Origin of the sequence: Cohnella caldifontis (assembly GCF_029360585.1) — a bacterium.
GTDB classification, from domain to species: domain Bacteria; phylum Bacillota; class Bacilli; order Paenibacillales; family Paenibacillaceae; genus Cohnella; species Cohnella caldifontis.
The window spans coordinates 286,419-301,329 of sequence record NZ_JAQZSJ010000002.1; the positions used below are offsets into that span (position 1 = coordinate 286,419).

A 14,911-nucleotide genomic window follows, 5' to 3' on the forward strand; every position below is an offset into this window, starting at 1 on the left:
TCAGGGCTGACGGTCCAAAGGATATTTACGGCGCAAAGCCTCTTCCACGACGGGAGGCACCAAATCGGAAACGTTGCCGTGGAACTTGGCGATTTCCTTCACGATGCTCGAGCTTAAATACGAGTATTTCGGATTCGTCATCATGAAAATCGTATCGATGCCTTCGTCCAGCTGCCGGTTCATGGAAGCCATCTGCAGCTCGTATTCGAAGTCGGTAACCGAACGGATGCCGCGTATGATGATGTGCGCTTGCTTGGACCGCATATAGCGGACGAGCAGATCGCGAAAATAGTCGACCTCCACGTTCGGCAAATCCTTCGCGATCTCTTTCAGCAGCTCCACCCGTTCTTCCACGCTGAACAGCGGGCTTTTCGTCGTGTTGTTGAGCACCGAAACGATTAGGCGGTCGAACTGCTTGGCCGCCCGCCGAATAATATCGAGATGCCCCATAGTCACGGGGTCGAAACTTCCCGGGTACACGGCGATCCGGCTGTTGCCCGCCTCTCGGTTCGTACCGTCGTTCATGGCCCGTTTCCCTCCTCCGGCGCACCCGGCGCCTCATCCGCCTTCATGCTTGCCGCCTCGTATCGATAGACGGAAACGGCCGTCTCCCCGTATTTCGCCAATCGAATCCGTTCCAACCCGCCGAAGCGGTCCGGATACTCCGCTTCCGAGGAATGTTCCACGACGGCCGTCGCCCCGTCCGCGAGCAGTCCGCGCGCCTCCATTTCCGTCAGCAGCCGGTCTGCGTCCACCATGGCATACGGCGGATCCAGGAATACCAGATCGAACGGCTGCCCTTTCTTTTCCATGGCCTTGATCGCTTTCTTCGCGTCGTTGCGGTATACTTCCGCCCGATCCGCCAGCTTCGTCGCGTCCAAATTCCGACGGACGACCTCGACGCTCCGGGGATTCGCGTCGACGAATACGGCGCTGCCCGCCCCGCGGCTGAGCGCCTCGATCCCAAGGCCGCCGGTCCCGGCGAACAGATCCAGCACGCGCTCCCCGTCGAAATAAGGGCCGATGATGCTGAACAACGCTTCCTTCACCTTGTCGGTGGTCGGCCTTGTCGTATTCCCGGGCACCGCTTTAAGCGGCCGCCCTTTGGCTTGTCCCGAAATGACCCTCACGCGTTCATCTCCCGGCTGCATTCCCGCGCGGATTCCAAATCTTGCCGCGTCCAACTGGTGTTATGTTACCACATTCCGCACCGCCGCAAAAGCCGGGGACGCCCTGTCCCGCCGGAAACTGGAGGTCCGCCAAAAAAAATTTCCGGGCAAGCGTATATTTCCCTGCCCGGAAGGTCAACATGATAGTACCGGCGCCGAGAGGTGCCGGGGACAACCGCGGAGAAGACTTACGTTTCCCCATAAGCTCTTCGTCCGGTTTCTCCTCTCCCATGAAGGGCCCCGTCGCGAGACGGGGCTCGACTTTTTTGGGGGCAGGATTCTCGGACCCGCTGAATCCGAACGGGAAGTTGGGAAAAAATATCCTCCGTCAGCGAAAACGGGTAATCAGGAGGTTCGAATGAAACACCTCTTTCAGGCCTTGGCGGATTTCGTAAAATCCATGCACGACGAAGAACCGAAGCCGCCGCTCCATATCGGCGAAGTCATGAATTGCTGGGTCTATCTGACCGTGCTCGAGGAAGCCATCATGCTGGAGCTCACTTGCCTCAACCATACCGTCGACCCCGAACTCAAAGAAAACGTGGGAAAAAGCATGAACGGGGCCGTCTCCCAAAGCCGGCGGCTGAAAGACTTCCTGCAACGGGAAGGCGTCCCCCTGCCTCCCGTTTCCGAACCGAAGCCCCAATCCGATCCGAACGCCGTTCCTCTCGGCGCCAAATTCACGGATGACGAGATCGCCAATCTCGTATCGGTGAAACTGGCATCGGCGGTCACGTTTTGCGCGGCGAGCGCGTCGCAGTCCATCCGCAACGACGTCGGGAAAATGTTCATGGAGTTCCAAGAGGAAGCGATGATCTACGGCATCCTGATGAAAACGCTCATGAGAAAGCGCGGGTGGCTGAAAATCCCGCCCTACTTCATGCCTCCGGGCGCGCCGAATCCCGCGGGATAACGCCGGGAACGTCCGGCTTATCCCACCCGTCCGATCACCGGGAGGGCCGACAGAATCCGGTCCGCCCGGAGCGTCCGGAACGACCGTTTCTCCCAGTCGAGCACCCGGACCCTGCCGTCACGGACGGAATAAACGGAAATCCGGCGCTTCGTGAACCGTCCCTTGCTGTCCTGGTAAATGATTTCCGCGCTGCGCCCGACGTATTTCTCGATGCCCGCTGCCAAGGCGTTCGCCTCCGTTCCGAACGTTTGTTCCTATATTATATACGAGAATGCATGTTCGTATCAAGCGAAACGCATGATCTTTGTCAAAGCGGTCATTCCGCCTTGCATGCTTTCCGGCCGAATGCGCATATTAGACGAAAACTTCAGCATCATGCATCATGCGTAAGGAGGATGGACATGGAGCCGAACGAGCTCGAAACGATCCCGGAAAATCCGGCTTCCCCCGCGGATGAACCGGAGGAAGCCATGGAAGAAGAAACGTCGGATTACCTCCACATCGAGTGGGCGGGTTACATTTGACGCACCGTTATACGTAGACGAAAAAGAGCAGCGAGGGCAACCCCCTCCTGCTCTTTTCCATTTAGCCGTTCCCTCACACCACGAAATCCACGAACTCGGGCAGCCGCGGCACCCCGGCAAACGCCCGGTCCCGGAACCGGACGCGCGCCCGGATGCTCGGCTTCACGTAGACGTAGTCCCGGTCTTCGCCGGTGACGATGCTGCCGGCCACCCCGTAAAAAGCCTTCTTGTGCGACGGCGGCACCGCGAGCTCCAAAATGCCCGCCGGCTCGCCCCGGTACTCGATCAACCAGCCGAACTGCCGTTTCCGGTATCCCGTGATCCGTACGTCCGCGTAGGAATAGTTGATGATTTTCAGCCAAGAAGCGTCCCGCCGGCCGACGTACGGACTGTTCTTGGCTTTCGCCACGATCCCTTCCAAGCGCTTCTCGCGGATCGCCTCGAACAGCGATATTCCCGTGTCTTCCACGTAAATCATCCGGCTGTAATGGGCATTCTCCCCGAGCGCCCCGGCCAAAATCTCCTTGCGCTCCATCAGCGTAAGGCTCCGCAAATCCTCTCCTTCGTACCGGAGAATATCGAACGCGAAAAAAATGACCGGATGCCGCACTTTCGCCTGCATGATCGCCATCGGCCTGCGCAGCAGGAACCTGCGCTGCAGGCTCTCGAAATCGACGGTGCCCGTTTCCCCGTCCACGCAGGCGACCTCGCCGTCCAGCACGGCGTCCGACATATCGCTGAGCGGAACGTGCAAGAGCTCCGGATACTGCCGCGTGACCTCGATCCCGCGTCTCGTATATAACCTGACCAAGCCGTTTTCGACGGACACGATCATGCGGTGGCCGTCGATTTTGGGCTCGAAAACGTACTTGTCGTCGTCGAACGGTTCTTCCCGCTTTTCCAGCAGCATGGGAGGCATGAACATCGAACGATCCCCCATCTCTTATACGATGATAAATACCGAAACGATATATCCCGATTGTATCATCCGCTTCGGCCTGATGGACCCGGTAAGTATTTGAATAGAAGGAAACAAAGGAAACAAAATAAGGAAAAAGCGGAGGTGAACATACATGCCCAATCGCAACCAGCTCGTCGTCCAGCAGTCGCGCGGCGCGCTGGAACAGTTGAAATGGGAAGTCGCCCAGGAGCTCGGGATCCCGCTCGATCCAGGCTACAACGGAGACAAGGCGACGAGGGATATGGGGGCCATCGGAGGAAACATGGTGCGCCGTTTGGTCCAAATCGCCGAGCAGCAGCTGGCCGGACGGTTCCGTTGAACGCGGAAATCCCCGCCCGGCCCGAAAGCGGCCGGCGGGGATTCTTCGAGGAAAACGGGGTTTCGGACGATATTTAATGTTCTTTTCAGGTTCCATTCATGTGGCATTCATTTCCGGACCTTAAGATGGAACCATCAACCCCGCTTGATCTTTCGCTTGTCTTGGACCCGCCTTCCCGCGGGTCGTTTTTTTGTTATCTTTCTCCTTTGCCTTTGCGTTCAACCGCGATCAAGGCAATGAACGACGCCAGGCCGATCACGAGTATGCCGAGCCAATCCATGCGAATCACTCGCTCCAACCGTTTTCACGATCATACCGCAAACCGCCGACGGTTTCTGTGACCGGGATTACAATTTCCGCATTCCTCGGCCGGAAAACGCACCCTTTCCACGATTCTCGGGATTTGATAGGATGAAAAGCGACAATGACTCCCCAAGAAACGAGGATTTCTCTTATGCACGCAACATACGCGCAATTCGCCATTCCGGCGCTCATCATTTTGTGGGTCGTTTACCGCAGAATCCGCAGGACGGTCGGGTCCCAGCCGTTCGAACCCCGCCGGTTGCGGGTGCGCATCGGCATCTTCGCCGTCGTAGGGCTCTTGCTGTTGGAACTCGGTCTTCAGCATCCGATGATCTGGGCCGGAGACGCGGCCGGCACGGCCGCGGGCTGCATCCTGGCCGCGTTCGCCATTCGGCACACGCAGTTCGAACGCCGGGAAGCCGGCTTGTATTACCGGACGCATACCGGCATCCAGCTCGCCGTCGTGGCGCTGCTCCTGATCCGGGTCGTCGTCCGCTTCGCGAATATGGGGACCTATGCGCCCTCCCCTACGGCCGATCCCGGGAACCAGGTGCCGATGCAGGCGTTTGCCGGGGATCCGTGGACGAGCGGCATATTCTTCGTGCTCGTCGCTTTCTACGTCGCATACTACCTGTACATCCTCCGTCAAGGAAAGGAGCGTCTGGCCCATGAGAACGGCGGACCAAATCAAACGGAAGCTCCATGAGCTGAACGCCCGCAAACATGCGGTCGAAGCGGCGCTTGCCGGATCGGCGGCAGGCGGATCGCGGGAAGCGTCGCAGGCCGGCACCGTCGATCTCGGCTTAGCCGCCCAGCTGGAACGGCTGGAGGAACAAATCTTGCTGCTGGAATGGGTGCTGAACGAGCCGACCGGCCGCTATCACGGTTGAGCCGGGAGATTATCGAAAAGCTTAATCAATAGATATAGGGAAATGAGGATAACATGAAACACGCTCTTGAACAGCATTTTGAAAGAAAATATGCAAGATGGAAAAATTATAAAAATACGCTGCCCATGATCGGTTGGGATGAGGATGTATCGCCGTTTATGTATGTTGGAGATGTCAATAGCGAGGGGTACGTACAATGGAAAGCCGTTGAAAAAGACGAAGTTTATGATTTCAAGCAAATTCAAGATGATCTTCAATTCAACTTGAATCAAGACATTCAAAATTATTTTAATGCCTTTTGGTTTCTGGAATTAACGGGGAAATGCAAAGGTTATAGCATAATCCTGGAACCCGTTGTTCCTGGAATCGGATTAGGGGATTTCCGTCGTAACCTGGAGGAATATTCCGCTAATCATAATCACCAATTGATACATATCCCTATTGGATTCGAAGCAAATGGCTCACTCGTTGTCGTTCATAATGAAACGGGTAAAATTTTCATCGAGGATCATGAAATGGGAAGCTTTGAAGAGATCGCAAATCGCCTAGAAGAGTTAATTGATCAGTTGTATTGAAGGCAGGCTAGGGAACTTTTGAAGATTTTCAACGCTTTCGTTCCCGCCAAGGCTTAATAAGGGTTCATATCCAAAACATTCGTCATAATCTGGTTCACCATGCTTTTCAACCGCTTCGAAATAGGGGTCCCATTGCCAGTATTTATCATAATAGTAGGCTTCGAGAAAATAATTCCATCTGATCTTTCTATCCGTCCATAATACCTTTGTCCGTTGATGGCGATAATCTACGATGACAAAACTCCCTCTACTATTACATGCAATAATATCTCCCATTCCAGTTACAAAAACCGGAATATCATCAAAAGGCATAATGTATGTTTCTAAGAATAGCTGCTGTAACTCGTCTGGATTAACCGCTTTTAGATAACCCTTAAACGCACTCCCGTAACCATACTTATTCCATACATCAATCACATCATCTCCTAGCTTATCTTTATATTTTTCTATTGTTTCTTTTGATACCGCGCCATGGGGCTTAAAATCAAGAAATACCTTTTCCATAAATTCATTCACATTAAATACCTCCATCCTTTATAGGTGTTTTCACCATTTATAGATTCCTCAAATTGATTAAAAGCATCCCAATCGTATATGCTTTGGCATCGCTTAGTTTTTACTCAATAGGACCTATGACTTCTTTCATAAGATAGATATGCTCTACCAGTTTGGCTTTATTTAAGTTTTCCAGCTTCTCCGAACCTCCTAATGCGAGACTAGGCGTATATGCGAAACACTCTTCATATCCTGGTTCGCCAAGCTTTTGAACCGCTTCCGGATAAGGAAGCCAGTCTAAATTTTCTTCCAAGAAGGATTCATCCTCTAAATCCGAAAAGAAAAACGTAATACCCGAAGATATACCTTTTATTTTTCCTCTTCTAAAGTTGAGCTGAATCAGATATTTATTATCTTCCCAAACGATAATATCTCCCATTGATGTCGTAAATAGAACAAGGGCATCCCTATGACGAACATATACGTCCTTCAATATCGGTTGAAAAAGATCTGGATTAACCGTTTTTAGATATCCTCCTAAAAAACTCCCAAAACCGTACTGATTCCAAATCTCGAGCATACTTTCAGGTACAGCCCCCGTGTAGCTTTTTATGACATCATCGGGAGTGCTTGCTTGGAACTTGAAATCAACTAAAATTTTTCCTGTCAAAGTTGTCACCTCACGATTTAGTACGTTAGTTTCACATCACAGAGCAGATTTTTTCGGTTTCTGTATCTTTTCCGAGGCAGCTCTTACATGCTTTTCAAGTCGATCAGATTCGACATTTTTTTCCTTTTGCCTTATGCATATCCTATGTTTATCTACTTTTGTTCATTTAGTTTCTCCAAACAATAATCTCGAGCGTATTCATAAATATCTTTATCGTCTGCTCTAAATCCACCGCTATTGCCTAAGGACATTTCAGTCTCAAGCATCCTTAAAGCCCCTTCATAATTGCAAACTTGGATTTCTAACAATAGGAACAATAATTCTTCATCATTATATTCCAGAGTCCTCTTTACATATTGAAAATAGGACTGAATATCGGTTACATCCATCAAAAATTTGTTTATTATTTTCTCAAAATTACTTAATAATTCATTACAGCTATGTGCCAGATTTTCTAAATCTACTTTTAGCGAGATGCTATCGATCGAAATGCTTGGTGCTACATAGGCTCCATTTGCTCTTAAGCTATCCGGTTGTTTCTTGTTTCCCGGAATTTCAAAAATATCCCAAAATAAATCGTCTAAATCATAAGGTTTTACTAGAGCGGAACCACTAAGCGAATATCCATTCTCATTATTGTTGTACCTTACAGACACCGGCATGGAAAAGAAAAAGTCACCTTGCCTCTTATATAAAAATCCTGATTTCATTTTGAAACCATAGCTCTTTATGTGGTTGTCCAAGTGCTTTATTGCGACTTGCTTGAGAGCCTTAGCGTGAGATTGCTCTTTCCTCCCCAAATCTTATCTTCCCCTCTCGACAATTTTTCTTTTTTGCAGATATATTCTTCGCCCGTGTTCCAAAATCCTCCAATCGTTTGTCTGGCGTACTCTCCCTCATGACAGAAGAAGTCTCTGCCGCCTTCGGCTTCCAGACGGACAGAAAATTGAAAAAAAACTACGACTGACCCATTCGCATACCAGGTCGAAAAACACGGACACCATCAGGCTAAGGGTCACGGAGGACGTTATCGGGGGCATTCCTCAACCAATCGAATTCTAACGGACGCGATTGCACTTATTCAGCAAAAATACCGCTGATTAGCCGCGAAGTGTTGCGCTTAAGGTCCGTGTTGTCCGTTACGATTTGAAAAACGTTGACATTGCTCCAATAACGGCTGTGGTGTCCGTAACGATCGGCATAAGGCAAATCTTCTGTATGTCAATTAGTCAACCATAGAAAAAAAGTTCATTATGATGGCAACACCATCACAATGAACCCGTAGTTGGTCAAGGCGATTCAAGAAACCGATTTCGGATTTCGTTCCGGCACTGGACCGGAGCCCGGATTTTTTCGCATGTTAGGCATAGGTCGGCGGCACGATGCCGGGATCCGCTTCTTCCGCGAACCGGCCGTTCTCGAACCGCAGCCTCTGATTTCCTTTTACCCGAACGTGCAACTCCGCGCCTTCATAACGTACCGTGCCTTCCGCCGTTGCCGCGCTCATGCCGATGACGGCTTGCAGCCGGCCGACCCGGTCGGTGACGGCCCTCAGCCCGAACGGCATTTGGATCCACGCTTCGCCGCCGCGGTACACCGTCGAGCCCGAGCGCGTATTCACGAGCTCGAACCCCACTCCGTCCACGGTTCGGGCGTACGCCGTCTCGCTCGCGATTTCTTCGCCATGATCCATCGGATAAGGCAGCAGACCCGTGAACCAAAGCTCGCCTTCCGGCGTCGGCAAGATGCCGCACAGCCGCTCGACGAAGTCCAGCAAGCACAAGATGGACGGCGAATACGTGTCCGTATACCCTTCCGCCCCGGTCCACGGGCTGAGCGTCTGCGGAAACCGCGTCATGCGGGCCATCGCGCACAGGATCGGATAGAGCACCCAGGTCAGCTCCACGTATCTTCCGTGAAACTCGAACGCATGCGGAGCGCGGATCAGGGTGAGGAAATTGGTCGTCCCCGCCCAGCTGTTGTAAGCGGAAGACGGGTCGAACCGGGGATCGTCCATCGCGACGGACGTGAACGGGTATTTGGCGAAAAACTTGCGCGTATTGAGCAAATACCGGCGCAGCGCTCCATCGAAGAACCCGAGGTCCCCCACCTCGCAAGCCAGCACCCGCAGCAGCACGTCGGACTGGACGCGGACGAGCTGGCCGTTCGCGTCCCGATCGTAGAAAAATCCGTCCCGTTCGTCGTAGCAATGGCGCATCAGGCTGTCCAGGCTCGCTTCCGCCTTGCCCCGCCAATCCGCGGCGCCGGATTCTCCCAGCTCTTCCGCCATGAGCGCCAGGTACTTGCGCTGGCAGTATACGTTCGCCGTCAGGTCGGGCGCGAGAAACGGCAGGATCGGGGAGGCCGGATCGTACCTCCGCGCGTCGTCCATATGGCAGGAATCGGGCACGTGCCAGAACCGCGGCGACAAATCGTGCCCCGTATCGAACGTGCAGAACGCTTCGACGCACCCCGTTCCCCGCGTGTTGCGGTAACGTTCGAGCCAGCCGTCGTAACGGGCCATCGCCGCGTACATCCGGCGCAGGAAATCCCGGTCCCGTCCGTTCAGCGAATAATGGCGCCACACGCTTCTGGCGAGCGGCGTCACCATCTGGATTTGCCGGTAAGCCGGCCCGTCCGCCGTGATCTTGTACGGCATCTGCCCGTCCTCTTTCAGGAAATCGGAGAACAGGCGGAACGTCGAGGCCGTCACGCCGGGAACGAAACGGGACAGCAGCTCCGCGTTGATCGTACCCGTGCTCTCCAGCCAGCAGCCCGGATACGCCCCGCCTTCGCGCAGGACGGGTTCGTCCCCGCCCGTCGGTCGGATGCATTCGTCCAGCTTCCGCCACGCATCGTAATAGACGTTCTCGAACCGCTCCGAACCCGCGGCGAATTTAACGCCCGAGCTCCGCCATTCGTCCAGCCAAGCGCCGCCCCGCGCTTCGTCCGAGAACCCGGCCCGCTGCGCCGGATCGATCCGGCGCAGTCTCTCTAATAAGGAATCGCTCATCGGAATACTCCCCGTCCGTCTAGAATATGGCAAGTCCTATTCCCCGTCGGGCAGTCCGTAGCACCGCCTCGTATTCCTTTCGAGCGCCCGCAAGACGTCCGCCTCCGGCAAATGCCGCAGGGCGGCGATCTCCCGCGCCGCGTCCATCACCATCCTCGGCTCCGTTCGCCGGCCGGCGAACGGGCCTTCGAACGGCCACGGCCCGTCCGTCTCCACCATCAGCCGGTCGAGCGGATAGAGCCGGGCCAGTGCTCTCGTTTCCTCGTCGTAGAGCACTTCGGGCGTGACGGAAACGTAGTAGCCGCCTGCGACAAGCCTCTCCATCGTGGCCCGGCTTCCTTTGAACCAGTGGAAATGCGCCCGGCGGACGCCGTGCTCCTCCAGCAGATCCATCGTCGTGTCCGCGTCCTCATGCACGGCGTGCAGGGCGATCGGCAGATCAAGCTCGGCGGCGAGCCGCACGAACGTCTCGAGCTGGCGGACGTACGGGGCGGAGTCGAACGCTTCCCCCGCGGCTTCGGCCGCCGTACGGTTGAAATACGGGAGCCCGACTTCGCCGACGGCTTTCGGCAGATCCGCCGGCAGGCCGGCGATCCAGGCGCACAGTTCTTCCAGTTCGCCGTCCGTCAGCGGCGGCTGCTCCGGATGGCGCCCGAACGCCGGAATCACCCGGCCGGGATCGCGCAGCGCCAGCCGCAGGTTCTCCCGGCACGAATCCAAGCCCATGGACACCGTCACGACGCCCCGGACGCCGGCCGCGAACGCGGCCTCCAGCATCGCGTCCCGCTCGGCAGGCTCGTAATGGTCCAAATGGATATGCGCGTCAAACGGCATCCGAATCCCCTCTTCTAAGCAATCCCAGAATGTCCCGCTTCAGCTCCGCGAACTGGGGATCCATCCATACGTCCGCGCGGCGCGGGCGCTCGAAGGGCACCGCGATTTCCCGCAGTACCCGGGCCGGCGCCGCGGACAGGACGTAAATGCGGTCGGACAAGGTGAGCGCCTCTTCGATGCTGTGCGTCACGAACAGCACGGAACGCCGCCGCTCCTCCCATTGGCGCAGCAGCCACTGCTGCATTTCCGTGCGCGTCAGGGCGTCCAGCGCGGCGAACGGTTCGTCGAGGCACATTACGTCGCGCGGCATGAGCAGCGCGCGCAGGAACGACACCCGCTGCTGCATGCCGCCGGACAGCACGCCCGGATGTTCCCCGGCGACCGCGTCCAGCCCGATGCGCGCCAGCCATTCCTTGGCGGACGCCAGCGCTTCCCGGCGCGGCACGCCGGCGATCTCCAGCGCCGCGGCGATGTTGCCCGCGACCGTCATCCACGGAAACAGCGAAGCCTGCTGCGGCATGTAGCCGATCAACCCGCGCTCCCCGGTGGCGGGCTTCCCGCCGATCCGCACCTCGCCCGCGTCCGGCAGCTCGACGCCGCCGGTCAGCCGGAACAACGTCGACTTGCCGCTGCCGGACGGCCCGAGCAAGGTGACGAACTCCCCTTCGCGGACGCGGATCGAGACGTTATCCAGGACCTGGAACGGCTTGCCGTCTCTCGCGTAGCTTTTCGAAATGCCGATCAGCTCCAGCCGGTACGGCGTTTCCGCGCTCATCCGCGTTCACCCGCCTTTCCGGCTCGCCGCCAATAGATCGCGATTCGCTCCAACCACGCCGCAAGCCCGTATAAACCCAAGCAGAGCGTCACGATGCAGATGACCGCCCCGAAAACCGCGTCGATTTGGAAGCCCTTGAATTTCAAAACCAAATAATACCCGATGCCCCGGCTCGCGCCCAGCCACTCGGCGACGCAGGCCGTCGTGACGCTGTACGTGACGGTGATTTTAAGGCCGGAGAACAGATAGGGCAAAGAGGCCGGAAATTCCAAACGCCGCAGCGTCTCCCATTTTGAAGCGCCGATCATGGCCAAATATTCCCTTAATTGAGGCTCCGCCCGGCCGAGTCCGGCCAACAAGGACCATGCGACCGGAAAGAAGCCGACCAACGTGAGCAAAATCAGTTTGGGGGTCAGGCCGAAACCGAACCAAATCATCAGCAGCGGCCCGAGCGCAATCAGCGGCACGTTCTGGGAGGCCACCACGAAGGGGGAGACGACCGATCGGACGGCCGGAAGCAGGTGCAGCGCGACCGCCAGGATCACGCCGGCCGCAAGGCCCAGGCCGACCCCGGACATGGCGAGGCCGAGCGTCCCGGCCAGATGGTACCCGATGAGCGGCGCGTCCTCCCCCATCTGCAAGGCAATGTCGTAGGGCGACGGCAGCGTCCACGGATCGATCCGGAACGCGGCGCAAGCCGCCTGCCACAGCGCCAGGAAGAGAAGCAAAGCGGCGGCGGGAGGCCAGGCCCGCCGCCACGCCGGCTTATTGGCCATCGGGATACTTCTCCAGCAGCTTCTCCATGGATGCCGTCGGGCCGCCCACGAGCAGCTTGACTTGGGACATGACGGACGGGCAGCCCATTTCGAACATCGCTTCGTTCATCCGTTTCAGAATGGCGAGCAGCTCGTCGAACTCTCCCTCCATCGTCGTTTCCAGCGGCCCGACGCGGTAATTCACGCCGGACTCCTTGATGACCTCGATCGCGCGGTCGACGTAAGGAATCACGTCCGCTCCCCCGACCGTTTTCGGAATGATCTGCACGCTCAGCAGCGCTTGCGCCATTTTGCCTCTCTCCTCTCCCGGCCGATCACTGCGGCAGGAATTCGTTCGTGAACGCCTCGTCGAAATCGATCTTCTTCTTCATGACGCCGTGGCTCATCATCCAATCCGCGTAGCCTTCCCACACTTCTTTCTTCTGCTCGCCCCAGCGCGGCGCGTCGTCCTGGTAACGGGGGCTGAGCCATTTCTGGCTGGCGCGCACGAGATCCGCGTTCAGCTCCGGCACGTCCTTGATCAGCACGTCCGCTGCGTCGTCCGGATGGTCGATGGCGTACTTGTAGCCTTCCGCGGCTCCCTCGACGAATGCGCGGACGACGTCCGGCTTGTCTTGGATCATCTTCTCGCTTGTCATCAGCAGCGGCGTGTAATAGTCGAGACGTTTGTCGTAGTCCTTCATCCAGATCATGTTCAGCGGCTCCTTGCGAAGGTCCGCTTCCACGCCCGTCCAGGCGTAGTAGATCCAGGCGAAATCGATATCGCGTTTGACCGCCGTGAAGTAATCCGCGTCCCCGATGTTCACGATTTTCACTTTGGAGGGATCGGCGCCCTGCTCTTTCATGAGCGTCTCGATGACGCCCTGCTCCACCGGAGAACCCCAGCCGCCGTACGTTTTGCCGGCGAAATCCTTCGGCGCTTGGATGTTCTTGGCGACCGGAGAGGCGAAGCCCGACGTGTTATGCTGGATGACCGCGGCCACGGAGACGAGCGGCACGCCGTTCTCGCGTCCGAGCGTCAAATCTTCCTGGTAGCCGACGCCGAATGCCGCGGCGCCGCTGGCCACCATCTGGCCGGCCCCGGTCTCCGGCGGCTGCACGATCTCCACCTTCAGGCCGCGCTTCTCCCAGAAGCCCTTGTCGCGGGCGACATACAACCCCGTATGGTTCGTGTTCGGCGACCAGTCGAGCACCACCTTCACTTCCGTCAGCGCCTTGGACGCTTCCGGCGACGCCGACGGAGACGACGGCGCCGATGCGGGTGCCGACGCCGAAGCCGATGGCGAGGACGCTGGCGACGCGTCGCCGCCGGACGTACCTTTGCTGCCGCAGCCGGTCAGCAGCAGCATCGCCGCCAGCACGCCGGCCCCCGTCATTTTCCAGCCTTTGAATCCTTTTCTCATGTCTCTTCTCCCTCTCCTGCTAGTTCCCGCTTTACGCGGATGTTGGAAGAGAGCCCGGCGCAGCCCAAAAAACGCCCCCCGATTCCGGAGGGCGTTCATCCTTCGAACGTGAACGGGCGACGAACGGCCCATTCGGCCGCCGCTATCCCGCCCGCGCATACGCAAAAGGCCGCAGCAACAACGGCTGCGGCCCTACGAATCGCGTGTCGAGTCCCTCCGCTGGCATTATCCAGATCAGGTTTTCGGTCGAAAGCGTATCAGCTTTCCTCTCAGCAAAGTTACCTAAGCTCCCGATTGCGTATTCAGTTGTCGAAGGCTCTCTCGTAAACTCTTTATCTAATTTACACTTCGGACGGCAAGAAAGTCAACAACTGCCGGTGGCGCTGCCAGAAGCGCTTGCCGGGTACCGCAGCCAACGGGCCGATCCCCGCTGCTACCGGAGCCGGCTGCGCAGGATGTTGTCCATTTTTTTAATGCGCCAATAAGCGGTTTTGTCCGGCAGCCGGGAGAAGCCTTTATAGCCCGGATACGTGAAGTTCGCTTCGATCATCCAGATCTTCTTCCTCGCGTCGACGGCGAAGTCGATGCCCACCTTGTGGTATCGCCTGATTTTCCCGGCATGCCGGCATATGGCGTGGCTGAGTCGGACCATCCGCGCCTTGACGAGATTCGCCTCCGTCCTGGAGAGACCGAGCGATTGCTTCATCGATTTTTCGAACGGAAGCACGTACCCCCGCGAGTTGGAAATATTGGTGACGATGCTCGTCGGACCGGCCACCTTGGAATACAGGCCGAAAAACTGCCAGCGGTTCCGCGTATTGCGCATCATCATCACCCGGATATCGAGGGGCCTTCCGCGGATCCGGGCCAGCCGGATCGCTTTTTGCACGATATGTTCCTGGGGCAGTGCCCTTTTTTTGATTGCCCGGTATAACTGGCCGGAGGTGCGGCATTTTTTCGGAGCCCCCCTCAAAAGTACCCAGGCGTAGCCCTTCCCGGTTTTCCAGGCTTTGATCACCCCTTTTCCTTGGTGCGTGCGATCCGGCTTGATGTAGACGGCGCCGTAGCGCCGTAAGTATTGGTTCAACGTGGCGGCACGGAATACGGATGTCGGAGGCAAATGCCTGCGAATGACCGGATGTTTCGAGTAGAACCGATGGAAAAACCATTTCCCCATGGATGCCCGTTCCTCCCTGTTTGCTTGTCTCCCAGCTCACTCCCGATTAACGTATTAAGATCAAGACGCAAAGTCGACGGCGATTGATGAGGGGAGGCGCATCCATTTTAACCG

General features: G+C 56.7%; 20 protein-coding genes. 6 read left to right on the forward strand and 14 right to left on the reverse strand.

Translation table 11 applies throughout. The features are described 5' to 3' along the window. Together coaD and rsmD are read right to left on the reverse strand one after the other, a co-directional pair. The gene (coaD, locus tag PTZ19_RS04320; protein WP_276352552.1) at window positions 1-525 is read right to left on the reverse strand and encodes a pantetheine-phosphate adenylyltransferase; all 525 of its coding nucleotides are present in this window, start codon (window positions 523-525) and stop codon (window positions 1-3) included. Next, the gene (gene rsmD / locus PTZ19_RS04325) at window positions 522-1,130 is read right to left on the reverse strand and encodes a 16S rRNA (guanine(966)-N(2))-methyltransferase RsmD (RefSeq protein ID WP_276352553.1); all 609 of its coding nucleotides are present in this window, start codon (window positions 1,128-1,130) and stop codon (window positions 522-524) included. The genes coaD and rsmD overlap by 4 nt, the downstream gene beginning before the upstream one ends. A gap of 397 nt (window positions 1,131-1,527) precedes the next feature. Here rsmD and PTZ19_RS04330 point away from each other — a divergent pair, with 397 nt between their 5' ends. After that, window positions 1,528-2,082: a DUF3231 family protein gene (locus PTZ19_RS04330; RefSeq protein ID WP_276352554.1), complete on the forward strand. Its 555-nt coding sequence runs from the start codon at window positions 1,528-1,530 to the stop codon at window positions 2,080-2,082. 17 nt (window positions 2,083-2,099) lie between these two features. On the opposite strand, the gene PTZ19_RS04335 is transcribed toward PTZ19_RS04330, so the two are convergent. Next, window positions 2,100-2,306: a hypothetical protein gene (locus tag PTZ19_RS04335; RefSeq protein WP_276352555.1), complete on the reverse strand. Its 207-nt coding sequence runs from the start codon at window positions 2,304-2,306 to the stop codon at window positions 2,100-2,102. Between the two features lie 177 nt (window positions 2,307-2,483). Between PTZ19_RS04335 and PTZ19_RS04340 the strand changes: the two genes are divergently transcribed. Next, on the forward strand, window positions 2,484-2,606 hold the full coding sequence (locus tag PTZ19_RS04340) for a hypothetical protein (RefSeq protein ID WP_276352556.1): 123 nt from the start codon (window positions 2,484-2,486) through the stop codon (window positions 2,604-2,606). 73 nt (window positions 2,607-2,679) lie between these two features. Here PTZ19_RS04340 and PTZ19_RS04345 read toward each other — a convergent pair whose 3' ends face one another. After that, window positions 2,680-3,531 (reverse strand): ATP-dependent DNA ligase, encoded by an 852-nt coding sequence (locus PTZ19_RS04345; RefSeq protein ID WP_276352557.1) that lies wholly within the window; start codon window positions 3,529-3,531, stop codon window positions 2,680-2,682. Between the two features lie 148 nt (window positions 3,532-3,679). Between PTZ19_RS04345 and PTZ19_RS04350 the strand changes: the two genes are divergently transcribed. The 4 genes from PTZ19_RS04350 (at window position 3,680) to PTZ19_RS04365 (ending at window position 5,654) form a co-directional block, all read left to right on the forward strand. Further along, the gene (locus PTZ19_RS04350; protein WP_276352558.1) at window positions 3,680-3,886 is read left to right on the forward strand and encodes an alpha/beta-type small acid-soluble spore protein; all 207 of its coding nucleotides are present in this window, start codon (window positions 3,680-3,682) and stop codon (window positions 3,884-3,886) included. A gap of 454 nt (window positions 3,887-4,340) precedes the next feature. Beyond that, entirely contained in the window at window positions 4,341-4,895 is a 555-nt protein-coding gene (locus PTZ19_RS04355) for a CcdC protein domain-containing protein (RefSeq protein ID WP_276352559.1), read from the forward strand. Further along, entirely contained in the window at window positions 4,858-5,079 is a 222-nt protein-coding gene (locus PTZ19_RS04360; protein ID WP_276352560.1) for a hypothetical protein, read from the forward strand. Before PTZ19_RS04355 ends, PTZ19_RS04360 begins: the two co-directional genes overlap by 38 nt. Window positions 5,080-5,132: 53 nt before the next feature. Continuing rightward, a complete protein-coding gene (locus tag PTZ19_RS04365; protein WP_276352561.1) occupies window positions 5,133-5,654 on the forward strand; it encodes a SecY-interacting protein Syd in 522 nt (173 codons plus the stop codon). On the opposite strand, the gene PTZ19_RS04370 is transcribed toward PTZ19_RS04365, so the two are convergent. The 10 genes from PTZ19_RS04370 to PTZ19_RS04415 all read right to left on the reverse strand — a co-directional run bounded on the left by PTZ19_RS04370 (window position 5,634) and on the right by PTZ19_RS04415 (window position 14,797). Next, window positions 5,634-6,170, reverse strand: coding sequence for a T6SS immunity protein Tdi1 domain-containing protein (locus PTZ19_RS04370; protein ID WP_276352562.1), 537 nt, complete (start codon window positions 6,168-6,170; stop codon window positions 5,634-5,636). The two genes, PTZ19_RS04365 and PTZ19_RS04370, sit on opposite strands and share 21 nt — an antisense overlap. A gap of 100 nt (window positions 6,171-6,270) precedes the next feature. Next, window positions 6,271-6,819 carry a T6SS immunity protein Tdi1 domain-containing protein gene (locus PTZ19_RS04375; protein WP_276352563.1) on the reverse strand — a complete coding sequence of 183 codons (549 nt, stop codon included), beginning with the start codon at window positions 6,817-6,819 and terminating at the stop codon, window positions 6,271-6,273. A 152-nt stretch (window positions 6,820-6,971) separates the two neighbouring features. Next, a complete protein-coding gene (locus PTZ19_RS04380; RefSeq protein ID WP_276352564.1) occupies window positions 6,972-7,619 on the reverse strand; it encodes a hypothetical protein in 648 nt (215 codons plus the stop codon). A gap of 560 nt (window positions 7,620-8,179) precedes the next feature. After that, window positions 8,180-9,832 carry an MGH1-like glycoside hydrolase domain-containing protein gene (locus PTZ19_RS04385; protein ID WP_276352565.1) on the reverse strand — a complete coding sequence of 551 codons (1,653 nt, stop codon included), beginning with the start codon at window positions 9,830-9,832 and terminating at the stop codon, window positions 8,180-8,182. Window positions 9,833-9,868: 36 nt separating this feature from the next. Then, the gene (locus tag PTZ19_RS04390; RefSeq protein WP_276352566.1) at window positions 9,869-10,666 is read right to left on the reverse strand and encodes a TatD family hydrolase; all 798 of its coding nucleotides are present in this window, start codon (window positions 10,664-10,666) and stop codon (window positions 9,869-9,871) included. Further along, the gene (locus tag PTZ19_RS04395; RefSeq protein ID WP_276352568.1) at window positions 10,656-11,441 is read right to left on the reverse strand and encodes an ABC transporter ATP-binding protein; all 786 of its coding nucleotides are present in this window, start codon (window positions 11,439-11,441) and stop codon (window positions 10,656-10,658) included. The genes PTZ19_RS04390 and PTZ19_RS04395 overlap by 11 nt, the downstream gene beginning before the upstream one ends. Further along, window positions 11,438-12,217, reverse strand: a complete 780-nt coding sequence (locus tag PTZ19_RS04400) for an ABC transporter permease (RefSeq protein ID WP_276352570.1) — start codon at window positions 12,215-12,217, stop codon at window positions 11,438-11,440. The genes PTZ19_RS04395 and PTZ19_RS04400 overlap by 4 nt, the downstream gene beginning before the upstream one ends. Then, complete coding sequence (locus tag PTZ19_RS04405; RefSeq protein ID WP_276352571.1) at window positions 12,207-12,506, reverse strand: MTH1187 family thiamine-binding protein; 300 nt, start codon at window positions 12,504-12,506, stop codon at window positions 12,207-12,209. The genes PTZ19_RS04400 and PTZ19_RS04405 overlap by 11 nt, the downstream gene beginning before the upstream one ends. A 25-nt stretch (window positions 12,507-12,531) precedes the next feature. Continuing rightward, window positions 12,532-13,620 (reverse strand): ABC transporter substrate-binding protein, encoded by a 1,089-nt coding sequence (locus tag PTZ19_RS04410; protein ID WP_276352572.1) that lies wholly within the window; start codon window positions 13,618-13,620, stop codon window positions 12,532-12,534. Window positions 13,621-14,053: 433 nt separating this feature from the next. Next, window positions 14,054-14,797 (reverse strand): YheC/YheD family protein, encoded by a 744-nt coding sequence (locus PTZ19_RS04415; RefSeq protein WP_276352573.1) that lies wholly within the window; start codon window positions 14,795-14,797, stop codon window positions 14,054-14,056. Window positions 14,798-14,911 lie beyond the last annotated feature (114 nt).